The sequence below is a fragment of the Arthrobacter sp. PGP41 genome (assembly GCF_002953935.1).
In the GTDB taxonomy this organism is placed as follows: domain Bacteria; phylum Actinomycetota; class Actinomycetes; order Actinomycetales; family Micrococcaceae; genus Arthrobacter.
In genome coordinates, this window is sequence record NZ_CP026514.1 from 2,524,161 (window position 1) to 2,551,067 (window position 26,907).

Sequence of the window (26,907 nt, forward strand, 5' to 3'; positions counted from 1 at the left end):
TATGAGCGGCAGGGGACGCATTCAAGTTGGCCTCCGAATTAAGACGCAGTTTTACGCCTTCTTCTGGTTCTCTACGGAATTTTCTTCGTGCGCAGCCGCTACCAGGGGCGCTCCGGGCCGGGAGCATACCCGGTGTCCTCCAGGTATTCCTCCCGTTCGCGGCCGCTGTTGCGTTCCCGCTGGCCCTGCCGGGCGCTGTCCTCCAACTGCTGCAGCTGGCCCTGCAGCGGCAAATCCCGGCCGTGCTCACCGGGCGCGTCCTCCGCCGGCCCTGCTTCCGGGCCCGGGCTGCTGCCGGGTGCCGAGAGTTTTTCCTGCAGGCGTGCTTCAGCTCCGGCCAGCCGGCCCCCCGTCCCGCCGGGCAGTCCCCCGGAAAAGCACCCGTCCGGCGCTGCTTCCGCGGCTGCGAGTGCCTCCTCGAACAAACCGGCAGCCGGCACCGGTTCTCCTGCCTGCAGCTTTTCGTCACCGAGGCGCTCGATGGCCAGGACCAGGTTCACCCTGATGACGCAGGCATCGGGGGATTCGGACCGGGCCGGCGGGACAGCGCCCAGCGCCTCCTCGAAGCGGAGGCGCGCCGCGGCGAAATTGCCGTCCAGGACATGGGCATCCCCGGCGGCGAAGTGCGCCTTGTGGGGTTCGATGAGGTTTGCCGGCTGCAGGGCGTCCGCGGCGGCCCGGACGGATGCCGCGTCGGCGGCGTCGAAGGCGCCGGCCGCCCGGCCTCCCAGCACTCCAAGGCTGAGCAGCTTGGCGGCGATGCACAGGACCAGGACCACCGGTAAGGCAGACCACGCGAGGAGGCGCCGCCGCCGTGCCGGGCTGCTGCCCGCGTTCCGCTCGAGGGGAGTCACCGGGCCTCCGCCCTTCTATCCTGCGAGCGCCTGCCAGCCATGGACGGTGCAAGCGGCCGCAGTTCACGCAGCCGGCGAATAATCACGATGGCTTCCGCCAACCCCAGCACGAAGGCACCGGCCGCGAGGATCCAGTACAGCTCGGTCCGCCCCGCCAGGGATCCGTCACTGGCCGGGTGTTCGAGCGTTCCCCTGGATTCGAGCACCGCGGGGCGGGCATCCTGCATCATCGGCGCAACGGGGTCGCCGGACGACCGGTGGACATACGGAACGCCCAACTGCCCGGCGATCTGCCGCAGCCGGGCTTCATCAATCCTGGACACCGCATCCCCAGGCTGCGCCTCCCCGCCGGCTCTGCCGGTACTGTCCTGGACGTAGGGGGCGGCCTCCCCTCCCGTGGAATTTCCGGGGTGGTCCTGCCCGGTGCTTTCCCGCCCGGTGTTTTCCCGCATCCTTCCGCCACCGGCTGTGCCGTAGCCCAGCACTGCTCCCCCGGCCACCAGGCCATCCTCCAGGTCCAGGGCTTCCGGCTCCTTCGCGCTGGTGTGCTCGCCGTCGCCCAGGTAGTAGACAAGCCGGGGACGCTCAGGGTGGCTCTGCCGGGCTGCGGCGAGGCGTTCGGCCAGCACCTTCCGGGCGGCGGTGATGCTGGTTCCCTTGGCATAGGCGGTGACCTGCGGCTCCAGCACGGAGATGATGGTTTCCAGCGCCAGGGTGTCGGTGGTCAGCGGCATCCGGACATGCGCTTTGGTGTCGAAGGTGATGACGGAGAAGCGGGCTCCGGGCAGTTCTTCGGCGATGGCCGCGATGTCCCGCCGCACTCCCCCCATCCTGGGTCCGGCGTTGCCGTAGTCTTCCGCGACCATGCTGGTGGTGGTGTCCACCACAAAAAACACGTTGAGGTCGGCGGCGGCTGCTTGGACCGTGCCGCCCGGCAGCCCGGGACGCAGCGCCGCGCCGAGGAGGAGCAGCACCAGTGCGCTTCGGCGCATCCAGGCGCGGACATTGACTCCCGCCCTTGGCTGCGCACCCGTCCGCTCGGCAGTCCCCGCTGCCCGGTAAAGCCGCCATCCCAGGAACGCGAGGGCCGCCACGATGACGGGAAGCATCAGCCACCAGGAAAGGACCGGTTGCAGGGTCATGGCCGCAACCGCCAGGTGGCGACGGCGAGGACCAGCCCGGAGAGGAGGGCCGCGGCGAGCGGCAGGCCCGGTTCTTCCGAAACCACTGCCCGCGGGGCGCCCTGAAGAGCCGACTTTTCTGTTTCCTCGACGCCCCGCACGACGCCCGGCACTGCCTCGGGGTTGTCCAGGGAGTAATAAGCGCCGCCCGTGGATTCCGCCGCAGCCCGCAGCTGCTCCCCCGGCTGGTCCGGCCCCGGGCCGTAGTCAAGGTCGCCCGGGTTCAGTGCATATACCCTGACAGCCCTGTCTTTGGCGAGGGCGGCCGCTTCCCCAAGGGTCATGATGGGGTCCCCGGAGAGGAAATTGTCCGTAGCCAGGACCACTGACCGCGAGCGCGGCTGTTGGCCAAGGTTCTGGCCCGTGCCCGGATTCCGGCTTGCTGCCTGCTCCGTCCCGCGCGGGAAGCTGGTGAGGCAGGAGGCCAGGCCGTCGCCGATCAGGGAGGAGCCCCGGCCGCTCCACGTCCCGTCCAGGAAGCCGGAACTGCCGGGCTTCCCGTTGAAGGCGTCCCGAGCAAGCTGCAGCTGTTCGCGGGCGTAGCCGTAGTCGTCGGTCAGGGGAAAAACCTGGACGGCCGTGCTGTCGAAAACCGTCAGGCCGATGCGTTCACCGTCGAATTGAGCGGCCAGTTCGGAGAAAACGTCCACCACGGCGGCGTCTGCGCTGCTCATGGAACCCGAAACGTCAAGGCACAGCATGATGTCCCGGTTGTGCTGTTCCGGCCGGACGGTGGCCACCTCGACGGGCCGTGCCGCCGCCACAGCCGTGGAAGCCAGCAGGGACGCGCATGCGAGCGCGGCCACGGCCAGCCAGCGGCGGTGCCGACGCAGCGCCGCCTGGTACTCCGGCAGCGCGGTGAGGCGGTCCGCATGGGCCACCGGACGGCGTCGTGCGTTGGCGTTCCTGTCCGGCCGGAGGGCCGCCCATCCGGCAGCGCCGGCTGTCACCGCGGCCAGCGGAAGCAGCCACCACCACATCAGTTCCATGCCTGCACCGCCTTGCGTGCCGCGGCCGCGGAGCCTGAGACGGAGGGAAGGGGTTCGGGACCGAACTCGGCCGGGTACAGCTGCCCGACGGCGGACGCGGCCGCCGGCAGCGGATGTTCGGCGAGGTCCGCCCGGGTCATGCGGGGCGCATCCACTCCGGTGGCATCGCGGACGAATTTCCGCAGCAGGAGGCTGATTTCCTGGTGGGAGTCCCGGGCGCTCCGTTTTCCCGCGGCGGCGTCACGTTCCACGTCATTGATCCTCTGCAGGTATGCCGCCTTGAGTCCCGCCAGGTCCGTGAGCCGGGCAGGGCGCTGGCGGGCCTCCACCCTGCGTGGCGTGCGGGTGGCCGCAAACACGAACGTATACCAGGCGGCAACCATCACGAGCAGCCCCACTCCAGCCCACCCCCACACCGGGGCATACTCCAGCGGTCCGTAAAACTCCGGTTCAGCCCGCACGTCGGTGCCTTTCGAGGAGGGCGAACAGGGCCGTCATCACGCCCCCGGTTCCGTCCACTTCGCCTTCCGTGATTCCGGCCTGGCGCAGCATGGCCTTGCGCCCGGCGTCCCGTTCTGCCACGGCGGTGGCATAGGCCGCGGCGACTGCCGGGTCCCGGGCAAGGTGCGCAAGCAGGGGGTGCGAGCCGCTGACGCTGTAGGAATCAGGCAGGGCCTGCTCCGGCTGAAGGAGCGGTTCCCCAGGGGCCAGTCCTGCGTCGCGGACCGTGAGCCAGAGGACCTCGTGCTGGGCCCGCAGCCGGCGCAGCAACTGCCCGAAGGCCGGGTTGGCTGCGACTTCGTCGGCGACGACGAACAGCAGGTTGCGCCCCCTCACGTTGCGCGCCACATGGTGGAGCTGGTCCTCGATCCTGCTGGGCGCGGCGTCCAGCGTTGCCGTGGAGTCCACCTGCCGCAGGAGGCGTTCCAGGTGGGCCTCACCGCCTTTGGCGGGCAGTGACGTTGTGCCGCCGGAATCGCCGCACACCAGTCCCGCCATGTCACCGTGCCGGTGGGCCAGGTACCCCATGACCCCCAACGCCATCACAGCGATGTCCTTCTTGGTTTCCCCGCTGTAGGCGGCCGCGGCCATGTTGCGGCCTGTGTCCGTGACAAGGATGACGGTCTGCCGGCGGACCGCCATGTACCGCTTGACCAGCGGCGAGCCGTGCCGCGCCGATGCCTTCCAGTCGATGTCGCGGACCTCGTCGCCGGGAACGTAGGCACGGAGGTCATCGAAGTCCAGGCTGCGGCCGCGGAACACCGAGCAGTACTCGCCGTCGAGCATGCCGCGGGCCTTGCGGTGCGCGAAGATGGCCATGTTGGACTTCACCCGCTGGAGGAGGCTGGTCACGCCGGCCTAGGGGGTTTGGACGGCAGCGACGACAGCGTCAATCACAGTTTCCACCCGCACTTCTTCCGCCACAGCGTCAAAGTTCAGGATCAGCCGGTGGCGGAGGACCCGGTGCGCCAGCGTCTTAACGTCCTCGGGAATGACATGGTCCCTGCCGTTCAGCAGGGCAACGGCCCGTGCAGCCTGGCTGAAGGCGATGCTGGCCCTGGGGCTGGCACCGAACTCGATGAACCCGGCCAGCCGCTGGTCGATGTACTGCCCGGCGTTCCGGGTGACGAAGACCAGCCCCACGATGTAGTTGATGATGGCGGGGTCCATGTAGACGCGCCGGACGAGTTTTTGGACCTCCGTGACGGCATCCAGGGAGGCTGCGGCCGGAGGCGCCTGCTCCGCCGTGTACACCCCGGCATCAATGCGACGGATGATTTCGGCTTCCTCCGCCGGGGAGGGATAGTCCAGCACGTCCTTGAGCATGAAGCGGTCCATCTGCGCTTCCGGCAACTGGTACGTGCCCTCCTGCTCGATGGGGTTCTGGGTGGCCAGGACAAGGAAAGGCGAGGGCAGACGGTATTCCTGGCCGCCGATGGAGGTCTGGCGTTCCTGCATTGCCTCGAGCATGGCACTCTGCGTTTTGGCGCTGGAACGGTTGATCTCGTCCAGGAGGACAATGTTGGCGTGCACCGGTCCCAGCTGGGTGATGAAGGTTCCTTTGGCGGCGTCGTAGATTTGGGTTCCCACGATGTCACTGGGCAGCAGGTCCGGGGTGCACTGGATCCGGCGGAACTCTGCGCTGACGGCTTCCGCCACCGTCTGCGCAGCCGTGGTCTTGGCAAGCCCGGGGACGCTTTCCAGGAGGATGTGGCCGCCGGTCAGCAGGCCAACCAGCAGCGATTCCCGCAGCCTGGCCTGCCCCACCACTTTGGCCTCAAAGCTCCCGGCGATGTTCGCCACAACCTGCTGCGCCCTCGCCAGTTCCGCAGGTTCGATTCTTGCGGACGCGCTAGTTGAAAGCACTCGAACTCCCCCTGTTGGCTGAACTGGGCATGGCTGCCGGACAGGCAGCATTCCGCCCGCCATCCTATCCAAGGACGGGGCTGCGGTTTGGGCAATGGGGACCCCTCCCCATCAGGTGCGCCCAGGTCTATCCTTTTGACATGAGCGAGCTTCCAGCCAGTTACAAGGAGTTTCTCGCCGACAAAAGCGAGATGTTCATCAGTACCGTCAGGCCTGTCCTGCTGCAGTCTGCAGCGGACAAGCTGCATGGGGTACGGGTGACGTACAACCCCGGGTCCACCGGCCACCAGGCCCACCTCGATGAGAGCCTGCCGTACGGCGTGGTTTTCGAAGACATCGACTGATTTCGCCGGCGCGGCGAGATCGTGCCAGGAGCCGCTTTGGCCCGTGGCAGAGTTGAACCCGTGGCCGCCGCGGCTGCCAACGGTGATCCGGAACCGCGCTGCCCGGCTACCCCCGGACGGCCCCGGACAGGGCAAAGGAACCACCGGCACCCCTGGCCACAATCACGTAGAGGGCCAGCACGGGCAGGGAATACAGGATGGAGAACGCGGCCAGCTGGCCGTACGCCACGGCCCCGTGCTGCCCGAAGAAACTGAAGATGGACACCGCGGCGGGCTGCCGTGCCTCGGACAGGAGCAGCACGAACGGCACGAAGAAGTTTCCCCACGCCTGGATGAACACGAAGATGAACACGACGCCCAGCCCCTGCCTCATCAGCGGCAGCACAATGGTTCGGAGCGCAGCCATGCGCGTCGCACCGTCCACCCAGGCGGCTTCTTCCAGCGATGCCGGCACGCCGTCCATGAAGTTCTTGGTCATCCAGATGGCCATGGGCAGCGTGGTAGTGGCCATAAAGAAGATGGTGGCGGGCATCGAGTCCAGCAGCTCGAACTGGACGAAGAGGCCGTACACCGGAACCATGATGGCGGTGATAGGGAGGCATGTTCCGAAGAGGACGGTGTACATGAACGGCCGGTTGAACCGGGACTGGTAGCGGGAGAGCGGATAGGCGGCCAGGACGGCTGCAACCAGGGTCACGGCAGCCGTCCCCCCGGATAACACCACGCTGTTCCACAGAGGCCGGAGCAGCAGTTCCGGCGTCAGGACTGCGGCGAAATTGTCCGCACCGGCCTCGGCCGGAATCCTTAGTTCGTGTCCGGCTTCGGCATCGAGGGACGCCAGGATGAGCCAAAGCAGGGGCAGCAGGAAGCCGGCGCCGATCAGGAGCAGCACCAGGTCAGCCGGGGTGCTGCCGGCGCGCCGCCGCTGCCGCCTTCCAGTGGTGGCCGGAAGCGCGCGGGCCGTCTTGGCGGGAGCGCTCATGGAGTCCGTTCCCGGAGCAGCCGGATGTACACCAGGCCAAAGGCGGCGCCGATGAGGATGAGCACCGAGGCCACCGCTGTCCCGTAGCCAATGTCCCCGAATTTGAAGGCCTCCTGGTACGCCAGGACAGGGAGCGTGGTGCTTGCGTTGGCCGGTCCGCCCGCAGTCATCACCCACACCAGCGTGAATACCGCCAGTGTCTGCAGCGTGATGAGCATCAGGTTCGTGGTGATGCTCCCGCGGATCATCGGCAGCGTGATGAAGGCGAGCCGCTGCCAGCCGTGCGCGCCATCCATCTGGGCCGCCTCTGTCACCTCGGCCGGAACATCGTTCAGGGCCGCCCTGTACACCAGCATGGAAAACGCGGTCCCCCGCCACACGTTGGCCAGCGTTACGGCCACCATGGGAAAGGCGTAGAGCCAGTCCGGCCGGCCAAGCCCCAGGCTCCCCAACAGCTGGTTCAGCGTCCCGTCGCCACTGAAAAAGGCATAGGCGGCAAAGGCAGCCACGATCTCGGGAAGGACCCAGGCAGCCACCACCGTGGTGCCAACGGCCGTGGACACCACCGGCCGGGCCCGGCGCATCAGCACCGCCAGTGCGAGGCCCAGCAGGTTCTGGCCCAGTACCGCAGAACCGCCGACAAACACCACCGTGAGGAAAAGGGAGAGGGGAAACACCGGGTCCGCCAGCAGCCGGCCATAGTTCTCCAACCCCACCCATGAGGGGTTGCGGGCGCTGCGCCCGGTCAGGCCGGCGTTGGTGAGGGACGCATGGAACGCCCAAAGCACGGGTCCGGCAAGAAAGACGAGGAGGAGCAGCACAGCAGGCAGGACCGGCAGGTACCGAAACAGTTGCCGTCCGGTGGAGGGGAGCTGCAACGGGCTACTTCCGGACGGTCTTGTCGCCGCCCACGATCCCGGCCACCGCGGCGTCATACTCCGCGGCCGCCTCCTGGGGTGATTTGCTGCCGGTGATGACGGCTTCCGTGGCCTCCTGTACGGCCGCCGAAATCCGGGGGTAGTCAGCGGTTGCCGGCCGGTATCGGGTCACCGCGACAAGCTCGGACACATCCCTGACGAACGGGTTGGCATCCAGGTACTCCTGCTCGGCAGCCACGTCCTGCCGGACGGCAATCTGCGAGCTTTCCACGGTGAAGGCCAGTGAATTCTTCTTGTTGAGCGCCGTTGAGAGGAAGTTGAATGCCAGTTCCGGTTCCTTGGTCCCCGCCCCCAGCGCCAGCGTCCAGCCGCCGGACATGCTCACGGCACCGGGCGCCTGGCCGTTTTGGGTGGGGAAAGGGGCCACTCCGATCTCCTGCTCGTAGCCGGGCCACTCGTAGGGTCCGCCATCCTGCCAGAACGACGGCGAGTAGGAGCCTTCCACCGTGGCGCCCAGTTTGGCCTTCGGGAACCATTCACCGAAGACTTTTTTCCAGACATTCGCATCCAGGGCCTCAGCCGGGGAAACCGCCAGTTGCTCCTCATACAGAGTTTCAAGGAAGGCCAGCGAATCCTTGAATCCGGCGGAACCAACCACCCATTTCCCTGCCTCTTCGTCGTACAGGGAGGATCCCGTCCCGTACAGCAGTTCGTAGAAGCTTTGCATGACGGTGCCCTCGCCCGTGCCCTTGCCGGCGTACATGTTGAACGGGATCACGGCGGGGTCGTTGGCCTTGATCTTCCGGGCGGTGTCCAGGATGTCCTGCCAGCTCCGCGGCTTCCAGGGAAGGCTGATCCCGGCGTTTTCCAGGACCTTCCGGTTGTACCAGATGGCGCGCGTGTCCGTGCCCAGCGGCACCGCGTACGTCCCGCCGTCGTCCGCGCGCCCTGCCGCCTTGGCGCCGTCGTCGAACGTATCCCAGTCCGCCCAGCCCTCAAGGTGGCTGTCCAGCTTCAGGAGGTAGCCGGCGTCCACGTCGGAGCGGACCTTGAAGGTGTCCTCGTAAAAAACGTCCGGTGCCGTGGACGGCGACCGGAGGGCAAGCGCCAGTTTGGTGCCGTAGTCGTCGTCGTTTGCCTGGATGGGCTGAAGCTCAACCTTGACACCCTGGTTCGCCGCCTCGAACTCCTGTTTGGCGGCCTGGAGCATGCTATCCAGGGCGGTAAAGGAATCCGTCTTCTGGTAAGCCACCTTCAGGGTCTTGGACGCGCCCGCCGGATCACCCGGGTTGCACGCCGTCAGGACAATCATTGCCGAAGCGATGAGGGACATGGTCTTCAACGACTGGCGACGCATGGTGCTCCATTCGGTCAATGGCTGCGTTCCCCGTTGTCAGCGGGCCCCCAGCCGCGGCAATAAGCAAATGCTAGATGGACGCCCTGACCCAGGCAAGGCGCCGCTTGCGGCGTACCGGTCAACTCTCCAGGAGGAGCCGCTGGGCCCGGGGCGCCAGCGCATGTTCCAGGACCAGGGAGGCCGCCCCAATGGCTCCGACGTCCTCCCCTACCCCGGTGCCCACCACCTCGATGGGATGGATGAGCCGCGTGTCACTGTTGGCATCGAGCAGGGCCGGAATCTTCTCAAGGTAGCGCCCGGCCAGGCGGCTCCAGAACGGCCCTCCGAACACCACGCGCTCAACATCGAGCGTGTTGGTGACCACCGACGCTGCACGCGCCACCCGGGCTGCGGATTTGTCGATGATGGCAAGGGCCTGTTCGTTTCCCTCATCCGCGAGGTCGCACAGCCGGGAAAAACTCTGCTGGATCTCCGCGCCGCTGTTCCCCGGGCGCGTGCCGTCCAGGATGCCGGCGGCCTCCGCTTCGGCCACCAATACCTGCGGGATGCAGGTGGACTTCACGCAGCCGCGCAGGCCGCAGTCACAAGGCGGTCCGTCCGGGTCCACCACGATGTGTCCGATCTCGCCGGCGTTTCCGGAGGTTCCCCGGACAACCTCGTCATTGAGCACAATGCCGCAGCCGATGCCGGTGCCCATGTACATGAAGACGAAGCTGCCGGAGCCGCTGGGGCCGCCGGCCCACGTTTCCGCGACGGCGGCGCTGGTGACGTCCTTGTCCATCAGGACGGAGTAGCCCGTGGCTTCGGAAAGGGCGCTGCGCAGTTCCACCCGGTCCCAGCCCGGGAGCAGGGGCGGATCCACCACGGTTCCGTGCTCAACGTCAATGGGGCCCGGTGCAGCGACACCGAGTCCGGCGATCCTCTCCCGGTCCACGCCGGAGTCCTCCACCAACTGGGCGATTTCCTCGGCGATGGTGGAAATGACCGCCGACGGATCGTTGCCGCCGGGGGTTTTGATCCTGGAGTGCCGCACCACCGCGCCCACCAGGTCCAGGACCACGAAGGTCGTGACGGCGGGGTCGAGATGGACACCCAGCGCGAACACACCGCCGGGGTTGAGCCGCAGGATGGTGCGCGGTTTGCCAGGGCCGCTGCCTTCCTTGCCCGCCTCCACGATGAGGTTCTGGTCAAGGAGGCGCCGGGAGATGTTGGAAATGGTCTGCGGCGATAGGCCCACAATCTGGGCCAGCTCCACCCGGCTCAGCCCGGCGGAAGCCCTTCTAATGGCGTCCAGGATCACCGTGAGGTTGAAATCCCCCATTTTGGGCAGGTTGGTTCCGCGCCTCGGTGAGGATTGGCGGATCTCAGTCACGGCGTCCCCTAAACGTCTTTGGCCACGTACTTGTGGTGATGCTTGAATGGTACGTTACGCGTGGTCACAGACCCATAGGGCGGGCGCGACGGCGCGGCGTGGCAGGTGCGGTCCTCCCCCTGTGCGGGGGTGTGGGCCCGCCGGTCCCGCTTATCCATCGCCGCGGCGGGTACTCAACGTCACCGTGAACTTGGGGTTCCTGCCTTTGACGGCGGTAGGCCCAACGTGCCGCTCCAGCGCGGGCAGGTAGGGCAGGTGGCGGTTGAAGACCGTCCACAGCTCGCCCCCGGGCGCGAGGACCCGTCCCGCTGCCTCAATCATCTTCAGGCCTGCGCCGGCATGGACCCCGGTGCCGACGTGGAACGGCGGGTTGAGCAGGACCAGGTCCACGCTGCCTGCGGCCAGGGTGCTGAGGGCGTCATCCTGCAGGACGGTGATTCGGCCTTCCAGCCCGTTGGCCTGTGCCGTTGCCTGCGCGGAGGCCACTGCCGCGGCGGACTGGTCCGTGGCGGTCACTCTTGCCCCGGGGTGCTGCCGGGCGTACATGGCGGCAAGGATACCCGTGCCGCAGCCCAGGTCGACGGCGTGCCGGGCTTCCTTCATGGCCGGAAGGAACGTCAGCAGGAACCTGGTACCGATGTCCAGTTTGGAGCCCGCGAACACTGCCCCGTGGGCGGCGACGTCGAGGTCCAGCTCGGCCAGGTGTTCAACGACGGGATAGCTTCCCTGCTCCCCGCCCCCCTGCGCACCGCTGGCCAGGATAACGCGGGACTTCTGCCTGGCGAGCTGCGGCCGGACGGAAGAGAAGTGGCGTTCAAGAACGGCGTTCATGCCGAGCGACATGTGCTTGACCCGCCCGCCTGCCAGGAGCGTAACGTCCGGTGCCGCGTAGCGGGCCGCCGCGGCGGCGATCTCGTCCAGCTCGGCCAGCGTCTTGGGCAGCTGCAGGAGTACTGCCTGCACTCCGGCCAGGAGTTCCGGGCCAAGCGGCAGCTGGGTGAATCCGGGCTCCCCGTCCGTGGAACCGCCGGGCATCCCCGCCGCGGTGTCCGGCAGCAGGCCGGCGCCACGGAGCCCGGCTGCGTTGAGTTGCAGGGCGCGCTCCCCGGTGATCAGGTCCTGGTGCACCCGGACGGTGCCTGGGTTGAGCGCGGCGAGTGCCCCCAGTGTCAGGGCACCGTACCGGTCCCCGATGACAGCCACTGTGCTTCCGGCTGCCACCAGTCCTTCGGCTGCCTCCAGCAGGAGCCGGTCCGTGGCGTCCCACGCCTGAAGGTTGGGTGCTTCCACATCCGGCCTGCGCCGCAGTGCCGCAAAGAGGTCCCCAAGACTGTTTGATGCCACTTGTTCCTGCTGCTTTCCGTTGTGCCTGGTTGCGTCCTGCCGCTGCCCGGACCTGCGGCCGCCCATTCCAAAGCCGTCCGCAGGCTTCGCGGCGGTGCCGCCACGCGCCTCCCTGGCTGTCCTCGGCGTCGAGCGCTAGCCAGTGCCGCGGCGCTGAAGGTGATAGGCAGCGGAGAACCGGCCTGGCCCGCACCAATGATGACGACTTCGGTTCGGGCAGAATTCACCTCCCCAATGATAGTCGCGCGGGGTGCTCCGGCCTTAGTGTTGGCCCATGGAGACGGGAGGAGCACCATGACCACAGCTACCGGGAATGCATCGCGGCTCGCCAGGGCCCTGGCAGTAGTGCTTGGCACTGAAGAAATACCCCTGCGCCTGCGCGCCTGGGACGGCTCCGAGGCGGGGCCGGCGGGAGCGCCAGTCCTTGAGTTCCGATCCCGCCGCGCCCTGCGGCGGATCCTGTGGTCTCCGGGCCAGCTCGGCTTGAGCCGGGCCTACGTGGCTGGCGAGATCGACTCTCCCGGGGACATTTTCGCAGCGTTCGCGGCCCTGAGCTCGGCGGGCAAGTTCGCGGAGCCGGGTCCGTTCCGGCCGCTCACCGCCGGTGAAGTCTTGACGCTGCTGCGCATCGCGGTCCGGCTCGGCGCCTTTGGCCCCAACCCGGCCCCGCCGCCGGAGGAGGCTAAGGTGGCCCGGAAAGGACGCCTGCACTCGCGCCGCCGTGACTCCGCGGCCATCTCGCATCACTATGACGTAGGCAACGACTTTTACTCTTTGGTGCTGGGGCCGTCCATGGTCTACTCCTGCGCAGTGTGGCCCGAAGACAGCAGCCACCCGGAGCGTCCGGATGCCGGCAGCCGGCTCGCCGACGGCCTCGACGCCGCGCAGGAGGCCAAGCTGGACCTCGTGTGCCGCAAGCTGGGCCTCCGGCCGGGCATGCGGGTGCTGGACGTTGGCTGCGGCTGGGGCAGTTTTGCCCTGCATGCAGCCGGAAAGTACGGCGCAACCGTTGTGGGCGTAACGCTCTCCAGGGAGCAGGCCATCCTGGCACGGAAACGGGCCGCAGACGCCGGGCTGACGGAACGCGTGGACATTCGGGTCCAGGATTACCGGGACGTCGCGGATGGTCCGTTCGATGCCATCAGTTCCATCGGAATGTCCGAGCATGTGGGGCGGGAACAGACCCCCGGGTACGCCGCTGCCTTGTTCGGCCTCCTTCGGCCGGGCGGGCGGCTGCTGAACCACGCGATCTCATGGAATGCCGGCCCCACCAAACCCGATCCGAATTCCTTCATCCCCCGTTACGTGTTTCCGGACGGGGAGATGATCAGCCTCGGCGAGATGGTTTCCGCCCTGGAGGCAGCCGGCTTCGAGATCCTGGATGTGGAGGCACTGCGGCGCCACTATGCGTTGACCCTGCGCGCGTGGGTCCACCGGCTGGAGGCAAACTGGAACCAGGCTGCGAAGCTCAGCGGCCTCGGAAGGGCCCGGGTCTGGAGGCTTTACATGGCTTCAAGCGCGCTGGGCTTCGAAGGCGGGCTAACCGGCGTGAACCAGGTCCTGGTCCGGCGGCCGGGCGGCGACGAACCGCCGCTGCGCCGTACAGCGTGGCTTTGACTGCCTGACCCGCGGTGATGCCGGGTCCTGCACCCGTGGGCGGAAAAGCAAAAGGGACGATCCCGTGGGGATCGTCCCTTTTGTTCCGGTGGAGCTGAGGGGACTCGAACCCCTGACCCCCTGCATGCCATGCAGGTGCGCTACCAGCTGCGCCACAGCCCCGGACTTTGCCGCTTCCGGTTCACCACCTCGAAGCAACCTGTTCAGCTTAATGCACTTTCGCCGCTCACGCCAATCGGGCTGGTGCCCATTGGCGGGCGCATCGGCTTCAGGCTTGGGCACATGGAGCACAAAAAAATCCGCCGGAATCACAATGATTCCGGCGGATCGTCCGGTGGAGCTGAGGGGACTCGAACCCCTGACCCCCTGCATGCCATGCAGGTGCGCTACCAGCTGCGCCACAGCCCCGAACTATTGCTGCTCCTTCAAGCTTTTCGGCTTTCCCCGAAGCAACTCAAATATCTTAGAACAGCAATTCCGAAAATTCCAAATCGGGCATATTCCGCGTGGTTCCGCGGATTTACTCGCTCTCGGACGCGGCGACAGCCTTTGCGGAGGTGTCGTCACCGAGCTGCAGGTCAACGACGGGGCAGTCCTTCCAGAGGCGCTCCAGGGCGTAGAAAACGCGGTCTTCCTCGTGCTGGACATGGATCACTACGTCCGAGTAGTCGAGCAGTACCCAGCGTCCGCCGGACCGGCCTTCACGGCGGACGGGGCGCAGGTCCTGCTTGGCGAGCTCTTCCTCGATCCCGTCCACGATTGCGTTGACCTGCCGTTCGCTGGGTGCGGAGGCAATGAGGAAGACGTCGGCCAGGGCGAGCCGCTCGCTGACGTCCAGGGCAACGAGGTCCTGCGCGATCTTGTCCGCGGCTGCCTTGGCGGCGGCGCGGGCTATGGTGATGGATGATTCTGATGCAGTCACGTGACTCCTTGTTGGGTGGAAACTCTAAGTTGCGGAACGCGGCTCAGCGGGACATGCCGCTGATGATGAGGATGATGCCCGAAACCAGGGCCACGATTCCGAATGCCAGGATGCAGAACTGCAGGACCCTGTTCCGCTGGGCCCGGGCAAGTCCGGCTGTGGCGGCGTCCAGGGGTTCCAGGCCGTAGGCCGACTTGGCGGGGATCCGCGGCAGGTCCTCAAAGAGGTCCTCGGCCTGGTTCGCGTCGGTCATCACCGGCCGCGGGCGCGCGGCCGCCCGGGCTGCCGCTTCCGCCCTGGCGATGACATGGGAGCGGCCCGAACCGGCATCGGGCGCGGACGGACGCTGGGGACCCGCGGGGTGCCGTTTCTTTTTTCCGGGCGCCGTAACCTTCGACCCCGGACGGGTGGTGACCGGGACGTGCGAGGTTGCCGGCGGCTTCATGACGGGCCGGTCCATGCCGGGAACCTGCACGAACTCCAGCGGAGTGACCATGGCAAGGTTGCTGGCCGTCGACGGCGCCGGCCGCTGGCTCGCCGTGCCGGCCTGGTCGCCGTTGCCGGGTTCCCGTGCCGGGCCGTGGGCAGGATCTTTCGATGGCGCAACCGGAGCTCCGGCCTGCTCAGCCAGCTTCTGCTTGGCGATGGCACGGCGGTTCAGGATGGCAGCACGTTCCGCCAGGGCGATCTGCTCCGCAAGGATCTCCGGGTCAACCGCTTCCGGGTCCAGGGAGGCGATGTGCTCCATCTTGGCGATCTGGTTCTTGGCCTGCTCGGCGAGCAGCGCCCGTGCCGCCAGGGCCTGTTCCACCGTCATGCCCGCGGGGGCTGCAGAACCTGGCTCAGTCGCGGAGGGCTTGCTGCTGCCCTGGGCAGCCCGCTCCCCTGTCCCCCGGTCCTTCGGCGCCGGAGCAGCCGCATCCGTTTGGACGGACGACGGCGGCACAATGGGGTTGGCCGCGGTCAGCGCCTGTTCCTTGAGCTGCTGCAGGCGGAGCTGCCGCCGGGTGGGCGGCCCTCCGGCGGAAAGCTGGCCCTCTTTCTCCTCCAGCTCCTTGATGGTGCGCAGGGCTGCGCGGTCGCGCGCCCGGATCTGGGACGACCGCTGAGTGGAGGTTTGCGCGGGCACAGCAGCAGCGGGCCCGGGGGCCGAAGGGCTGGCAGCAGGCGGGTTCACGGCAGGGGAAAGCTGCTCCGTGCCGGCGGGCGCAGGCTGTTGGGCATCCCTTGCTTTCCGGAGTTCCCGGCGGCTGCGGATGGGGGGCTGTTCCTGACTCATTGAGAACTCATTCAGTACTGGCTGGTTCGCGTGCTTGGGATGTTGGGACATCGCCGGTTTCCACGGCCTCGGCATACAGGCCGTACTTGGCGATGTACTGGACAACGCCATCCGGCACCAGGTACCAGACCGGGTTGTTCGCCGCCACGCGGGTACGGCAGTCCGTGGAGGAGATGGCCATGGCCGGAACTTCGAGGAGGCTCACGTCATCGCGTCCCATGCCGTCGAGGACATGCCCCGGCCTGGTGACTCCCACAAAATGGGCGAGCGACCACAGTTCGTCGATGTCCTTCCAGGAAAGGATTTGTGCCAGTGCGTCCGCTCCGGTGATGAAGAAGAGATCAGCGTCGGGACGCTGGGCGCGCAGGTCCCGGAGGGTGTCGATGGTGTAGGTGGGGCCTGGCCGTTCAATGTCTACCCTGCTGACAGTGAAGCGCGGATTGGAGGCCGTCGCGATGACTGTCATGAGGTAGCGGTGCTCGGGCTCGCTGACGTGTTTGTGGGACTTCTGCCACGGCTGGCCGGTGGGGACGAAAACCACCTCGTCCAGGTCGAATTCCGCAGCCACCTCGCTGGCTGCGACCAAGTGGCCGTGATGGATGGGATCAAACGTCCCGCCCATCACGCCAAGCCGCAGCCTGCCGGTGGCACCCGAGCGGTGCAAAGCGCGGGAAATGTTAGTGGCCCTGCCCGTGATCGTGCTTGTTGGGGTGCTGGCGGTGCGGGTCCGCGTGCTCCTCGGTTGCTGCGTGGCGGTTGCCCAGGTTGGAGTAGGACAGTGTGATAAACATCAGCACCAGCAGGAGGGCGAACATAACCACCCCGAAGACCCACGGCTCAGCCCACAGCGGCGCGAGTTCGTGTTCTCCGCCTTCGGCGGCGGTCGTGGCAATCTGCTGGAACAGCATTTTCTCCCCTTGGGCTCAAACGATTGTGGCAGCGGAAAGCTCCGCCGTTTCTGACTTCTGGTCTATGTTACCGTGCGCTACCCGCGCACCTGGCCCTCGCCCTGCACTATCCACTTCGTGGTGGTCAGTTCGGTCAGCCCCATGGGCCCCCGCGCGTGCAGCTTTTGGGTTGAAATGCCCACCTCCGCGCCCAGGCCAAGCTCCCCGCCGTCGGTAAACCGGGTGGAGGCATTCACAATGACGGCAGCAGAATCCACCTCGGCAATGAAGCGTTCGGCATTCCGCAGATCGTTGGTGAGGATCGCTTCCGTGTGGCCCGTGGACCAGGTACGGATGTGCTGCACGGCCTCGTCAAGGCTGTCCACCATGGCCACCGCGAGGTCCAGGTCCATGTACTCCGTGCCCCAGTCCTCCTCAGTGGCAGGTTCGGACTCAATGGAGGCGGGCAGGGCCGCGCGGACCCGCTCGTCCGCATGCAGCCGGACCCCTGCCTGGCGGAGCGCAGCTGCCACGGCGGGAAGAACGGGGGATCCCGAGTGGACCAGGAGCGTCTCCACTGTGTTGCAGACGCTGGGCCGCTGGGTCTTGGCGTTGAGGAGGATCTCCACTGCCATGTCCTCGCCGGCCGATTCATCGATGAAGATGTGCACGTTTCCTTCACCGGTCTCGATCACAGGCACGGCGGAGTTGAGGACAACGGTCTGGATGAGCTCCCGGCCGCCGCGGGGAATCAGCACGTCCACCCTGCCGCGCGCCTTCATGAGGACGTTGGCACCTGCCCGGCCGTACTGGTCGACGGTCTGGACGGCGTCGGCAGGCAGGCCCACTGACTCCAGCGCTTCCCGCAGTACCCGCACCAACACCTCATTGGTGGCTTGGGCGGCAGTGCCGCCGCGCAGGATCACGGCGTTGCCGCTCTTGAGTGCCAGTCCGGCAATGTCCACGGTGACGTTCGGCCGTGCTTCGTAGATGGCCGCCACCACGCCCATGGGAACGTTGACCTGCCGGAGGCGCAGGCCGTTGGGAAGCGTCTGCCCGCGGACCACGTTTCCCACGGGATCGGGGAGGTTGGCCAGGTTTTCCAAAGCCGCCACAAGTCCCGAGATGCGGGTTTCCGTCAAGGTAAGGCGGTCCAGCAGGGCAGCGGAGGTGCCATTGGCCTTTCCTGCTGCCACGTCCATGGCGTTGGCCGTAAGAATGGCCTCGGTGTTCTCCAGCAGGGCTGTGCCGACGGTGCGGAGGGCGCGGTCCTTCCAGGCCCGGTTTGCCATGGCCATCCGGCGTGCGGCGTCACGGGAGCGGTCCGCAATGGCATGGACTGCTGCCTCAATATCGCCGGAAGACAGCGGGGAATCAGCCGGCACCTGCGCCACGGATGAAGTAGCCGGCTGCGCCTCGGTGGCGGCAGTATCTCCGGGATTCTCAGCAGTCTTGTTGTGGATCAGGGCCTCAGTCATGTTCCAAGTTTAGGCGAGCGGGAAGCTCAGACCAGCACCAGGTCGTCAACGTGAACAACTTCGCGGTCGTAGCCGCTGCCCAGCGCCTCACCCAGGTCCCTGGTGGACCGGCCCAGCATCTGTGGCAGCTCGGCGGACGAATAGTTCACCAGTCCCCGCGCAACCACGGTGCCGTCGGCAGCTGCTATTTCGACGGCGTCGCCCGCTTCAAAATCACCGAAAACGGCGGAGATGCCTGCCGGCAGCAGCGAAGTGCGGTGGTGCCGCACAGCCTTGACTGCACCCTCGTCCAGCACCAGCCGCCCCTGGACGGAGGCGATATGCGCCAGCCACAGGAGGCGGACGGGCTTGCGGGCACCGTTGACCGTGAACCAGGTGCCCACGTCCTCGCCGTTTAGGGCAGCCGCAGCGTTGGGGGTGGAAGTGACAAGGGCATGGATGCCGGAACCGGCTGCCATGGTGGCCGCTTCCACCTTGGTCAGCATCCCGCCGGTGCCCACGCCGGCCTTGCCTGGTTTCCCGATGGAAACACCCTCCAGGTCATGAGCCCCTTCCACAAGCGGGATCCGCTTCGCGCCAAGCGACGGCGGGCCGTCGTAGAGGGAGTCGACGTCGGACAGCAGCACGAGGGCGTCAGCCCGGACCAAGTGGGCCACCAGGGCAGCGAGCCTGTCATTGTCCCCGAAGCGGATTTCGTGCGTGGCCACGGTGTCGTTTTCATTGACCACCGGCACCACGCCAAGGTTGAGCAGCCTGTCCAGGGCGCGGAACGCGTTGGTGTGCTGGCTGCGCCGCATGAGGTCTTCGGCGGTGAGCAGCACCTGGCTGACCGTCACGCCGTGCGCCCCGAAGGCATGGGTGTAGCGGGCCATGAGGAGGCCCTGCCCCACGCTGGCCGCTGCCTGCTGCGTCGCAAGGTCGCGCGGCCGCTTGGAGAGGCCCAGCGGGGCCAGGCCCGCGGCGATGGCACCGGAGGACACCAGGATGATTTCGGTGCCGGTGTTGCGTTTGGCCGCCAACGCGTCGGCCAAGGCAGTCAGCGCCTCTTCGGAGATGCCGCCCTTGATGCTGGTCAGCGACGACGAGCCAACCTTCACCACGATCCGGCGCGCGTTGGCCAGCACGCTTCTGTCCACGGGCCGCGCCAGCGGCTCCGCTGCTGCAGCGCTAGAAGTCATTGTCTGCGTCCAGTCCACTCTCCTTGAGCGGCTTGGCAACCCGGCGGCTGCTCACGGACTCGGTCCAGATGCCGGCCTTGCGCTCGGCTTCAAGCTCGGCGCGGGCGGCGGCCCTGGCGTCCTTGCGTTCCTGCTGCTCTTCACGTTTCTGTCCGCGCGTGGGGCGGTCGCCGATGTCGGCGAACCGGACGTCGGTGCCGCGAGGCGAGGCCAGCAGTTCGGCACCGGCCATCATGGTGGGCTCCCAGTCAAAGACGACGCCGTCATCCTCGCCAATAACGACTGTGTCGCCCGGCTTGGCGCCCTGCTTGAACAGCTCCGTTTCCACGCCGAGCTTTGCCAGGCGGTCAGCGAGGTAGCCGATGGCTTCCTCGTTAGTGAAGTCCGTCTGCTTGACCCAGCGCACCGGCTTTTCGCCCAGTACTCGGAACAGCGGCTCAAGGCCCTTTTCTTCCCGGCGGATCCGGAAGCCTGCCTCATTAACCGCGCGGGGCTTGATGACAACGGGCTGTACCTTGGGCGGCGCAGCGGCAACAGCATCACGGGCGGCCTTGACGATTTCGGCCATGGCGAAGCCCAGCTGGCGCAGGCCCTCATGGCTGGTGGCGGAGATTTCGAAGACACGGTAGCCGCGGGACTCGAGTTCCGGGCGGACGAACTCCGCCATGTCCTTGCCGTCGGGCAGGTCAACCTTGTTCAGTGCCACCAGGCGGGGGCGGTGGTTGAGCGGAACAACATCGCCGTCCTGGCCCGCATAGCTCATGTCCACCGCGTACTTTTCCAGCTCTGCCTCGATGACGGCCAGGTCCGAAAGGGGGTCGCGGTCAGCCTCAAGGGTGCCGCAGTCCAGGACGTGCACCAGCGCAGCGCAGCGCTCCACGTGGCGGAGGAAGTGGTGGCCGAGGCCCTTGCCCTCACTGGCGCCTTCAATCAGCCCGGGCACGTCGGCGATGGTGAAGCGGACGTCGCCGGCCTGCACCACACCCAGGTTGGGAACCAGCGTGGTGAACGGGTAGTCGGCGATCTTGGGCCGCGCCGCGGACATGGCGGCGATGAGGCTGGACTTGCCGGCGGACGGGAACCCCACAAGGGCGATGTCCGCGATGGACTTCAGTTCCAGGACGATATCGCTGGATTCGCCTTCGATGCCGAGCAGGGCGAAGCCGGGGGCGCGGCGCTTCTGTGAGGAGAGCGCGGCGTTGCCCAGGCCGCCGATGCCGCCGGCTGCCGCCACATATTCGGTGCCTTCACCCACGAGGTCGGCGAGGACGGTACCGTCCTTGGACTTGACCACCGTGCCGTCCGGGACGGGAAGGATGAGCGTTTCGCCGTTCTTGCCGCCGCGCCAGTCACCCATGCCCGGACCGCCGTTGGTGGCGTGCCGGTGGGGCGCGTGGTGGTAGTCAAGGAGGGTGGTGGTCTGGTGGTCCACGCGAAGGATCACGTCGCCGCCATTGCCGCCGTTGCCGCCGTCGGGACCGCCCAGCGGCTTGAACTTTTCGCGGTGGACGGAGACGCACCCGTGGCCGCCGCTACCGCCGGATACGTGCAGTACTACCCGGTCTACAAAGCTGGCCACGTGGATCTCCTCAAAGCTGTTCCTCGGCACCCTCAGGCGCCAAGACGATTGTAATGCGGTTAAAAGAACAGTGGAGCGGACCATATGGCCCGCTCCACCGCTTCAGAACTGGTTGTTACTCTGCAGCTGCAGCAGCAACGATGTTGACGACGCGGCGACCGCGGCGGGTGCCGAATTCAACGGCGCCCGGGGTCAGGGCGAACAGGGTGTCGTCGCCGCCGCGGCCAACACCGGCGCCCGGGTGGAAGTGGGTGCCGCGCTGGCGGACGATGATCTCGCCGGCGGAAACTACCTGGCCGCCGAAGCGCTTGACGCCGAGGTACTGTGCGTTGGAGTCACGACCGTTGCGAGTGGAGCTCGCGCCCTTTTTATGTGCCATCTGAAATGCCTGCCTCTAAATTCTGGGGAATCTGCTGAAAAACCTGAACAGTAACGGAAGGTTACTTGATACCAGTGATCTTGACCTTGGTCAGTTCCTGGCGGTGACCCTGGCGCTTCTTGTAACCGGTCTTGTTCTTGAACTTCTGGATCACAATCTTAGGACCACGGAGGTCCTGGAGGATCTCAGCCGTAACAGTTACCTTGGCCAGGTCAGCAGCGGCGGAGGTGACCTTGTCACCGTCAACCAGGAGCAGTGCGGGCAGCTGAATGGTGCTGCCAGCTCCACCGGCGACGCGGTTCAGGGTAACGAAGTCTCCAACGGAAACCTTCTCTTGGCGGCCGCCTGCGCGGACAATCGCGTACACCACTTGGGAACTCACTTCTCTCGACGTTTATTACAAATTTGCGTGCGGAACCCGGTGCCTGAATTGGTTGGGCTCTCGCTGTGCCTCAACGCCGTGGGGTCATAACCCAAGTGTTGGCGTAAGCACCGAAGATCTAGAATACGCTAATTTTGCCTTCGGCCGCAAATGAGGCTGGTTCCGGCGGGTTGTCTGTGATAGGTACCACAACACATTTCCCTGGCCGGGGGGGTGCCCCACCATAGTACCGGTGCTGTGGCCGTGCGGCCGTCAGGAATGAAGGCGCGGCGCGTCGAAAAATTCAACTTCCAGCCGGCACGACTGCCTGAACGCCGCGGCCATGGCTGTCCGGTCCCCTGCGGAAGCTGCGCGGCCGGCCCCGTCCACAATGGCAACCGCCCTGCGGGTGGCCGCAGCGAAGTCCTCATCCGCGTACGTGCGCAGCCACTCCGCGTAGGGGTGGCCTGCTGGTTCCCCGGCAGCAACGAACTGGGCGTGAAGCGTCTTGCCCACCTCGGCGTACAGCCAGAAGCACGGCAGGACTGCTGCCGCCAGCACGGCGTAACTGCCCGACGCCGATGCCGCCACCAGATGGTCCACGTAGGACTTGGTCACGGGCCCCAGCCGCGGCTCAACGGTCCGTGTACTGAGCCAGGAGCGGTGCAGTTCAGATTCGACTTCGAGGCACTGCTGGGCGGAGCGCGCCCAGAAGAGCTGTTCGGCTTCCGTTGGGGCGAGGGCGCTGGCACGCGCGAGCACCCGTGAGTAGCCGTTAAGGTAGATGGCGTCCTGGGCCAGGTAGTAGCCAAAGTGCTTCTCGGCCAGGTCGCCGGAGGCCAGTCCCTGGATAAACCCCAGGGAATAGATGGCCTCCAGGTGCTTCTCCGCTTCAGCCCACAGCTGCGCTGCGAAGCTGCCCTCAGCAGGCTGCGGCTGAAGGTGGTGGAAGTGGTGGACGGGCCCGTTGCCTGTTCCCACCTGCAACGCCTGCGAAGCCTCCAGCGCGCCGGACAACCAGGGCTTGACCTCCCGGAGGGCTGCCTCCCAGTCCCCCAGCCGCACCTGGACTGTGGCCATGGCTGATGACAGCGAACAACCGGTGCCGTGGCTGTTCCGCGTGGCCACGCGCTTGCCCGGGACCACCACCACGTCCTGGCCAAGCGTGCCCGCAGTGCTGACAAGGGCGTCGGGGCATTCTTCCCCCGCCAAGTGCCCGCCCTTCACAAGCACCGTCGCCCCCGTGGCGGAGGAGAGCTCGCGGCCCTGTTCCAGGGCGCCTTCCCAGCTCTCCTGCACGTCCCCGCCCACCAGCATGGCAAGTTCAGTCAGGTTGGGCGTGATGAGGTGCGCCAGCGGCAGCAGCCCGCGTAGCGCGGCTTCGGCGGATTCCTGCAGGAGCCGGTCACCGCTGGTGGCCACCATGACAGGGTCCAAAACCACGACGCCGGGACGCACTTTTTCGAGCCACGCCCGGACAGCTTCGATCACCCCGCTGTCACCCAGCATCCCGATTTTCACGGCGTCGATGCTGATGTCCTCACTGAGCGCGTCAAGTTGCTGGGTAAGGAAGGCCGCGGGGGGAACGTGGACGCCGCGCACGCCGCGGGTGTTCTGCACGGTGAGGGCAGTGATGGCAGCCATTCCGAAGCCGCCGTGGGCCGCGATGCTTTTCAGGTCCGCCTGGACGCCGGCTCCGCCGGAAGGATCGGAGCCCGCAATGGAGAGGACCCGGGGCACGTCCCGCCGCTGGCCGGACTGTGTTGCAGGAGCAGGCGCTCCCTCAACGCTGGCAGCGGGCATTTCGAGAGTTGAAGACAAGAGACATCCCTTCGCCGGTGCTAGCCGGACAGGTTCAACGGGTGTGGATCTCAGCCGGCCCTCTGCGCGGCACCCCGTGTCGGTTCACCAGCCTAGCTTTTTTGCTGGGCTCAGGGCGAAGGTGACGCCGTGCGACTGTTGCGGCCTTAAATGCCGGATGCCCGGCCGCCCACGCGTGGTGGGCGGCCGGGCATCCTGGCGTGTCGCGTGCGGTGGCCTACAGCTCCGAAGCCGGAACCCCGACGCCCAGGATGATGGGTTCCGCGGCAGGCTTGGCGTTGCCTGCGGCGGGGGCACCTGCCTGGCCAGCTTCCGGCGCCTTTGCTGAGTGTGAGTGCCCTGCCGCCTCGGCGGGGACATTCTCGTGCTGCTGGACGGAGGTCTGGTTGGCCGCCCCCTGGGCGCGGCTGGCGCTGCGGTTGCGGCGTGCCCGGCGCGGGCGGGACTGTTCCACGGTGTGGTCGGAATAGTCCTTCTCCGGCGCGGCAGGGGCAGCCTGCAGCTGCTCGGACCGGACCCGCGGAGACTCCGCCCGCGGCGCCCGGACCTGTTCCGGTTCCCGCTGCGCCTGTTCCGGCGCCGGCAGTCCCGGCTGCCCGGCCGTGGCTTCGGCGGCCGGGGCGGGTTCACCGAGGTGGGCGAAGGCCTCAGCGAGGCGGTCCAGCGTCAGGGCGGGCTTCGGCTGCTGCTCCTCCGCGTGCTCCACGAACGGCAGTGCAACTTCCTCCCCGCCGAAGGTGAGGACGGCGGCGGGCCTGGAGGCGTCGCCGTCGTGCTTCCCTGTTTCCGCCGGCGCCGCGGGCTGGGCCTGCGGAGCCTGCCTGGCCGCGGCCACCTCGTCGTCGTGCAGATGGGCGGCGTGCGCTGCCGCAGCAATGTTGGCAAGGGCAAGCCGGGTGGCTTCGGCCTTGGCGTGCCGCTCGGCGTCCGTGGGGTCGGGGTGGACCGTGTGCACGTGGAGGGCAGCTGCGGGAGCAGCATCCACCTGCTGGCCGCCGCGGCCGCGGCGGCGCTTCCGGTCGGGACGGACGCCGGGCTGGCTGCTGTCCCCACGCTGCGCCTCAGTACGGTGGCTTTCGTTCCGGACGTCCGGGCGGGCGTCCGAGCGCTGAACATGGTGTTCAGCCGCCACGATGTTGGCCCGGCGGTGCTCCACGGGGTCATCGTGGGTCACCACGCCGCGGCCGGCGCAGGCCTCGCACTGCTCGCCAAACACTTCAAGGAGCCCGGTGCCCATCCGCTTGCGCGTCATCTGCACCAGGCCAAGCGACGTTACTTCGGCAACCTGGTGTTTGGTGCGGTCCCGTCCCAGGCACTCCACCATCCTGCGGAGGACGAGGTCGCGGTTCGATTCCAGGACCATGTCGATGAAGTCGATGACGATGATGCCGCCGATATCGCGCAGGCGGAGCTGGCGGACCACTTCCTCCGCAGCTTCCAGGTTGTTCTTGGTGACGGTCTCTTCAAGGTTGCCGCCGCTGCCGGTGAATTTGCCGGTGTTGACGTCCACCACGGTCATGGCCTCGGTGCGGTCGATCACCAGCGAGCCGCCGGAGGGCAGGAAGACCTTCCGTTCCAGTGCCTTGTGGATCTGTTCGTCGATCCGCCATGCGCTGAAGATGTCCTGGTCCTTGGTCCATTTCTCGAGGCGCCCCACGAGATCGGGAGCAACGTAGGTGACGTACGCCTCGATGGTGTCCCAGGCTTCCTCGCCGGAGACGATCAGCTTGGAGAAGTCCTCGTTGAAGACGTCGCGGACCACCTTGATGGTCAGGTCCGGTTCGCCGTACAGCAGCTCCGGAGCAAGGATCTTGGTGGACTTCGACTGGCTTTCGATACCTTCCCACTGTGCCCGCAGCCGGTTGATGTCGTGGGTCAGCTCTTCCTCGGAGGCGCCTTCCGCAGCGGTCCGGACAATCACGCCGGCCTGCTCGGGGAGGCGGTCCTTGAGGATCCGCTTGAGGCGGTTGCGTTCGACGTCGGGCAGCTTGCGGGAGATGCCGGTCATGGAACCGCCGGGAACGAAGACCAGGTAGCGGCCCGGCAGCGAGATCTGGCTGGTCAGGCGCGCGCCCTTGTGGCCCACGGGGTCCTTGGTGACCTGGACCAGCACGGTGTCGCCGGACTTGAGCGCGTTTTCAATGCGGCGCTGCTTGCCCTCGAGGTTCACGGCGTCCCAGTTGACTTCGCCGGCGTACAGGACGGCGTTGCGGCCGCGTCCGATGTCCACGAAGGCAGCTTCCATGGACGGCAGCACGTTCTGGACCTTGCCCAGGTAGACGTTGCCGATCAGGGAATCCTGCTGGGTCTTGGAGACAAAGTGCTCGGCCAGGACGCCGTCTTCCAGGACGGCAATCTGGATTCTGTCATCGCGCTGGCGCACGATCATCTGCCGGTCCACAGACTCCCGGCGGGCCAGGAACTCGGCTTCGGTAATGACGGTGCGGCGGCGGCCGGTGTCGCGTGATTCGCGGCGGCGCTGCTTCTTGGCCTCCAGGCGGGTGGAACCCTTGACGCTGGTGACCCGGTTGCTGACCGCGGGTTCGCTCACGGCGCGCGGTGCGCGGACGCGGGTCACCGTGTTGGGCGGATCCTCGTCTCCGCCGCCCGTCAGTTCAAGGTCCTGGTCGCCACGGCGGCGGCGGCGCCGACGGCGGGACGTCACGCCCTCGTCGGCCTGCGCACCGGATTCCTCATCGGCGTCATCGGCAGCATCGGTCTCTGCATCAGAGTTCTCGGCGTCTTCGCCGTCACGCTCACCGGTCCTGCTGCGTCCGCGGCGGCCGCGGCCGCGGCGCCTCCGGCGGTTACCGGCGTCGTCTGAATCGTCCTCGGTGTCCTCTTCTTCAGCTTCTTCCATGGCGGCCGGTGCGGGCCGGACTACGGCGCTGAGATCCGGGGCCTGGAACAGGACGGAGGTGGCGGAGCCGGGCTCCAAAAAGAGGGAGCCGAAAGGGCTTGCCGCGGCGGAGGCGGCTTCAGGTTTTGCAGCAGGGGCGGCTGCCGGTTCAGCTGCGGCAGCCGCCGGGCCGGCAACGGGTGCAGCTTCAGGGGCGGGTGCAGCTTCAGCGCGTGCAGCTTCAGGGGCGGGCGCAGCTTCAGCGGGTGCGGCTTCGGGGGCGGGTGCAGCTTCAGCGCGTGCGGCTTCAGCGGGTGCGGCTTCTGCCGCCGGCGTCTCTGCCTGCTCCGCCGCGGCCGCCACCGCGGGGGCGGAGGTCTTGCGGGTGGCAACCCGCCGGCGTCGGACGGGTTTTGCGTCCTCCCCGGCGGCTTCCGAAGGCGCGCCGGCTGACGCAGCCTGCGTGCCGGCGTCGTTACCGGCAGCGGCGGCTGCCTCCTCGGCGAAAGCCGGAAGCGGCTCGGCGGGGTCAACCTTCTTCCTGGAACGGCTCCTGCGGACGGGGGCCTTCGCCTCAGCGGCGTCAGGATCCGGCACTGCGTTCGTGCCGGGCTCTGCGGCCCTGGCCTCTGCCTGCACGGAATCTGCGCCCGCGACGTCTGTTTCGGCGAGGGCGTCACTGGCCTTGGGAGCGGCTTTCCGCCTGGTCCTCGTGGCCTTCTTCGGCTCGGCCGCGGCACCCGTGGCCGCTGCTTCATCGTTAACGGCTAAAACTTGTTCATTATCCATATGTGGCAACACTCCTGCCCCTGACGTACCGCCACATCCGGCACCCATTGGGGCACATATTGTCAAAACCCGCAGGCGTTGACAGAAGTCAAGTGGATACCCCCAGGTTC

At 67.2% G+C, this 26,907-nt stretch carries 24 protein-coding genes, 2 tRNA genes and 1 riboswitch; of the genes, 2 read left to right on the top strand and 24 right to left on the bottom strand.

Annotated features, from left to right (window positions below):
• Nucleotides 1-98: 98 nt before the first annotated feature.
• The 6 genes from C3B78_RS11470 to C3B78_RS11495 are packed head-to-tail and all read right to left on the bottom strand — an operon-like array spanning nucleotide 99 to nucleotide 5,391.
• On the bottom strand, nucleotides 99-854 hold the full coding sequence (locus C3B78_RS11470; protein WP_104998191.1) for a hypothetical protein: 756 nt from the start codon (nucleotides 852-854) through the stop codon (nucleotides 99-101).
• Nucleotides 851-1,996 carry a vWA domain-containing protein gene (locus C3B78_RS11475; protein WP_104998192.1) on the bottom strand — a complete coding sequence of 382 codons (1,146 nt, stop codon included), beginning with the start codon at nucleotides 1,994-1,996 and terminating at the stop codon, nucleotides 851-853. The genes C3B78_RS11470 and C3B78_RS11475 overlap by 4 nt, the downstream gene beginning before the upstream one ends.
• The gene (locus tag C3B78_RS11480) at nucleotides 1,993-3,024 is read right to left on the bottom strand and encodes a VWA domain-containing protein (RefSeq protein ID WP_104998193.1); all 1,032 of its coding nucleotides are present in this window, start codon (nucleotides 3,022-3,024) and stop codon (nucleotides 1,993-1,995) included. The genes C3B78_RS11475 and C3B78_RS11480 overlap by 4 nt, the downstream gene beginning before the upstream one ends.
• Nucleotides 3,015-3,485, bottom strand: coding sequence for a hypothetical protein (locus tag C3B78_RS11485; RefSeq protein ID WP_104998194.1), 471 nt, complete (start codon nucleotides 3,483-3,485; stop codon nucleotides 3,015-3,017). Before C3B78_RS11485 ends, C3B78_RS11480 begins: the two co-directional genes overlap by 10 nt.
• The gene (locus C3B78_RS11490; RefSeq protein ID WP_104998195.1) at nucleotides 3,475-4,377 is read right to left on the bottom strand and encodes a DUF58 domain-containing protein; all 903 of its coding nucleotides are present in this window, start codon (nucleotides 4,375-4,377) and stop codon (nucleotides 3,475-3,477) included. The genes C3B78_RS11485 and C3B78_RS11490 overlap by 11 nt, the downstream gene beginning before the upstream one ends.
• A 6-nt stretch (nucleotides 4,378-4,383) precedes the next feature.
• Nucleotides 4,384-5,391, bottom strand: coding sequence for an AAA family ATPase (locus tag C3B78_RS11495; protein WP_104998196.1), 1,008 nt, complete (start codon nucleotides 5,389-5,391; stop codon nucleotides 4,384-4,386).
• Between the two features lie 140 nt (nucleotides 5,392-5,531).
• Here C3B78_RS11495 and C3B78_RS11500 point away from each other — a divergent pair, with 140 nt between their 5' ends.
• Nucleotides 5,532-5,735, top strand: coding sequence for a hypothetical protein (locus tag C3B78_RS11500; protein ID WP_104999755.1), 204 nt, complete (start codon nucleotides 5,532-5,534; stop codon nucleotides 5,733-5,735).
• A gap of 106 nt (nucleotides 5,736-5,841) precedes the next feature.
• Here C3B78_RS11500 and C3B78_RS11505 read toward each other — a convergent pair whose 3' ends face one another.
• From C3B78_RS11505 to C3B78_RS11525, 5 genes are all read right to left on the bottom strand, one after another.
• A complete protein-coding gene (locus C3B78_RS11505; RefSeq protein WP_104998197.1) occupies nucleotides 5,842-6,717 on the bottom strand; it encodes a carbohydrate ABC transporter permease in 876 nt (291 codons plus the stop codon).
• Entirely contained in the window at nucleotides 6,714-7,595 is an 882-nt protein-coding gene (locus tag C3B78_RS11510) for a carbohydrate ABC transporter permease (protein ID WP_104998198.1), read from the bottom strand. Before C3B78_RS11510 ends, C3B78_RS11505 begins: the two co-directional genes overlap by 4 nt.
• A gap of 4 nt (nucleotides 7,596-7,599) precedes the next feature.
• A complete protein-coding gene (locus C3B78_RS11515) occupies nucleotides 7,600-8,952 on the bottom strand; it encodes an extracellular solute-binding protein (protein WP_104998199.1) in 1,353 nt (450 codons plus the stop codon).
• Between the two features lie 118 nt (nucleotides 8,953-9,070).
• A complete protein-coding gene (locus tag C3B78_RS11520) occupies nucleotides 9,071-10,273 on the bottom strand; it encodes an ROK family protein (RefSeq protein WP_104998200.1) in 1,203 nt (400 codons plus the stop codon).
• Nucleotides 10,274-10,474: 201 nt separating this feature from the next.
• Nucleotides 10,475-11,668 carry a class I SAM-dependent methyltransferase gene (locus C3B78_RS11525; protein WP_199775240.1) on the bottom strand — a complete coding sequence of 398 codons (1,194 nt, stop codon included), beginning with the start codon at nucleotides 11,666-11,668 and terminating at the stop codon, nucleotides 10,475-10,477.
• Nucleotides 11,669-11,962: 294 nt separating this feature from the next.
• Here C3B78_RS11525 and C3B78_RS11530 point away from each other — a divergent pair, with 294 nt between their 5' ends.
• Nucleotides 11,963-13,285, top strand: a complete 1,323-nt coding sequence (locus C3B78_RS11530) for a class I SAM-dependent methyltransferase (protein ID WP_104998202.1) — start codon at nucleotides 11,963-11,965, stop codon at nucleotides 13,283-13,285.
• An 89-nt stretch (nucleotides 13,286-13,374) separates the two neighbouring features.
• Here the strand turns inward: C3B78_RS11530 and C3B78_RS11535 are convergent.
• From C3B78_RS11535 to C3B78_RS11595, 13 genes are all read right to left on the bottom strand, one after another.
• Nucleotides 13,375-13,447: transfer RNA gene (locus tag C3B78_RS11535), tRNA-Ala, on the bottom strand.
• A gap of 173 nt (nucleotides 13,448-13,620) precedes the next feature.
• Nucleotides 13,621-13,693: transfer RNA gene (locus C3B78_RS11540), tRNA-Ala, on the bottom strand.
• Nucleotides 13,694-13,805: 112 nt separating this feature from the next.
• Nucleotides 13,806-14,207 carry a ribosome silencing factor gene (gene rsfS / locus C3B78_RS11545; protein ID WP_104998203.1) on the bottom strand — a complete coding sequence of 134 codons (402 nt, stop codon included), beginning with the start codon at nucleotides 14,205-14,207 and terminating at the stop codon, nucleotides 13,806-13,808.
• 43 nt (nucleotides 14,208-14,250) lie between these two features.
• Nucleotides 14,251-15,486 (bottom strand): hypothetical protein, encoded by a 1,236-nt coding sequence (locus tag C3B78_RS11550; RefSeq protein ID WP_104998204.1) that lies wholly within the window; start codon nucleotides 15,484-15,486, stop codon nucleotides 14,251-14,253.
• 7 nt (nucleotides 15,487-15,493) lie between these two features.
• On the bottom strand, nucleotides 15,494-16,108 hold the full coding sequence (nadD, locus tag C3B78_RS11555) for a nicotinate-nucleotide adenylyltransferase (protein WP_104998205.1): 615 nt from the start codon (nucleotides 16,106-16,108) through the stop codon (nucleotides 15,494-15,496).
• Nucleotides 16,109-16,163: 55 nt separating this feature from the next.
• Entirely contained in the window at nucleotides 16,164-16,394 is a 231-nt protein-coding gene (locus tag C3B78_RS11560; RefSeq protein WP_104998206.1) for a hypothetical protein, read from the bottom strand.
• Between the two features lie 77 nt (nucleotides 16,395-16,471).
• Nucleotides 16,472-17,851, bottom strand: coding sequence for a glutamate-5-semialdehyde dehydrogenase (locus tag C3B78_RS11565; protein ID WP_104998207.1), 1,380 nt, complete (start codon nucleotides 17,849-17,851; stop codon nucleotides 16,472-16,474).
• A gap of 26 nt (nucleotides 17,852-17,877) precedes the next feature.
• The gene (gene proB, locus C3B78_RS11570; RefSeq protein WP_104998208.1) at nucleotides 17,878-19,029 is read right to left on the bottom strand and encodes a glutamate 5-kinase; all 1,152 of its coding nucleotides are present in this window, start codon (nucleotides 19,027-19,029) and stop codon (nucleotides 17,878-17,880) included.
• Nucleotides 19,019-20,608 carry a GTPase ObgE gene (obgE, locus tag C3B78_RS11575; protein WP_104998209.1) on the bottom strand — a complete coding sequence of 530 codons (1,590 nt, stop codon included), beginning with the start codon at nucleotides 20,606-20,608 and terminating at the stop codon, nucleotides 19,019-19,021. The genes proB and obgE overlap by 11 nt, the downstream gene beginning before the upstream one ends.
• A gap of 115 nt (nucleotides 20,609-20,723) precedes the next feature.
• Entirely contained in the window at nucleotides 20,724-20,987 is a 264-nt protein-coding gene (rpmA, locus tag C3B78_RS11580; protein ID WP_009372867.1) for a 50S ribosomal protein L27, read from the bottom strand.
• A 61-nt stretch (nucleotides 20,988-21,048) separates the two neighbouring features.
• Nucleotides 21,049-21,357, bottom strand: a complete 309-nt coding sequence (gene rplU / locus C3B78_RS11585) for a 50S ribosomal protein L21 (RefSeq protein ID WP_066276623.1) — start codon at nucleotides 21,355-21,357, stop codon at nucleotides 21,049-21,051.
• A gap of 264 nt (nucleotides 21,358-21,621) precedes the next feature.
• On the bottom strand, nucleotides 21,622-23,151 hold the full coding sequence (gene thiD, locus C3B78_RS11590) for a bifunctional hydroxymethylpyrimidine kinase/phosphomethylpyrimidine kinase (RefSeq protein ID WP_104998210.1): 1,530 nt from the start codon (nucleotides 23,149-23,151) through the stop codon (nucleotides 21,622-21,624).
• Nucleotides 23,152-23,158: 7 nt separating this feature from the next.
• Nucleotides 23,159-23,256, bottom strand: a riboswitch (TPP riboswitch).
• Between the two features lie 130 nt (nucleotides 23,257-23,386).
• Complete coding sequence (locus C3B78_RS11595; protein WP_104998211.1) at nucleotides 23,387-26,797, bottom strand: Rne/Rng family ribonuclease; 3,411 nt, start codon at nucleotides 26,795-26,797, stop codon at nucleotides 23,387-23,389.
• Nucleotides 26,798-26,907 lie beyond the last annotated feature (110 nt).

What these genes read in the sequence shown, in the direction of transcription:
- C3B78_RS11475 (WP_104998192.1), bottom strand. Translation starts at nt 1,996, where the DNA reads ATGACCCTGCAACCGGTCCTTTCCTGGTGGCTGATGCTTCCCGTCATC.
- C3B78_RS11480 (WP_104998193.1), bottom strand. Translation starts at nt 3,024, where the DNA reads ATGGAACTGATGTGGTGGTGGCTGCTTCCGCTGGCCGCGGTGACAGCC.
- C3B78_RS11500 (WP_104999755.1), top strand. Translation starts at nt 5,532, where the DNA reads ATGAGCGAGCTTCCAGCCAGTTACAAGGAGTTTCTCGCCGACAAAAGC.
- C3B78_RS11505 (WP_104998197.1), bottom strand. Translation starts at nt 6,717, where the DNA reads ATGAGCGCTCCCGCCAAGACGGCCCGCGCGCTTCCGGCCACCACTGGA.
- C3B78_RS11515 (WP_104998199.1), bottom strand. Translation starts at nt 8,952, where the DNA reads ATGCGTCGCCAGTCGTTGAAGACCATGTCCCTCATCGCTTCGGCAATG.
- C3B78_RS11520 (WP_104998200.1), bottom strand. Translation starts at nt 10,273, where the DNA reads ATGGGGGATTTCAACCTCACGGTGATCCTGGACGCCATTAGAAGGGCT.
- C3B78_RS11530 (WP_104998202.1), top strand. Translation starts at nt 11,963, where the DNA reads ATGACCACAGCTACCGGGAATGCATCGCGGCTCGCCAGGGCCCTGGCA.
- C3B78_RS11550 (WP_104998204.1), bottom strand. Translation starts at nt 15,486, where the DNA reads ATGAGTCAGGAACAGCCCCCCATCCGCAGCCGCCGGGAACTCCGGAAA.
- nadD (WP_104998205.1), bottom strand. Translation starts at nt 16,108, where the DNA reads ATGGGCGGGACGTTTGATCCCATCCATCACGGCCACTTGGTCGCAGCC.
- C3B78_RS11560 (WP_104998206.1), bottom strand. Translation starts at nt 16,394, where the DNA reads ATGCTGTTCCAGCAGATTGCCACGACCGCCGCCGAAGGCGGAGAACAC.
- C3B78_RS11565 (WP_104998207.1), bottom strand. Translation starts at nt 17,851, where the DNA reads ATGACTGAGGCCCTGATCCACAACAAGACTGCTGAGAATCCCGGAGAT.
- proB (WP_104998208.1), bottom strand. Translation starts at nt 19,029, where the DNA reads ATGACTTCTAGCGCTGCAGCAGCGGAGCCGCTGGCGCGGCCCGTGGAC.
- rpmA (WP_009372867.1), bottom strand. Translation starts at nt 20,987, where the DNA reads ATGGCACATAAAAAGGGCGCGAGCTCCACTCGCAACGGTCGTGACTCC.
- thiD (WP_104998210.1), bottom strand. Translation starts at nt 23,151, where the DNA reads ATGCCCGCTGCCAGCGTTGAGGGAGCGCCTGCTCCTGCAACACAGTCC.
- C3B78_RS11595 (WP_104998211.1), bottom strand. Translation starts at nt 26,797, where the DNA reads ATGGATAATGAACAAGTTTTAGCCGTTAACGATGAAGCAGCGGCCACG.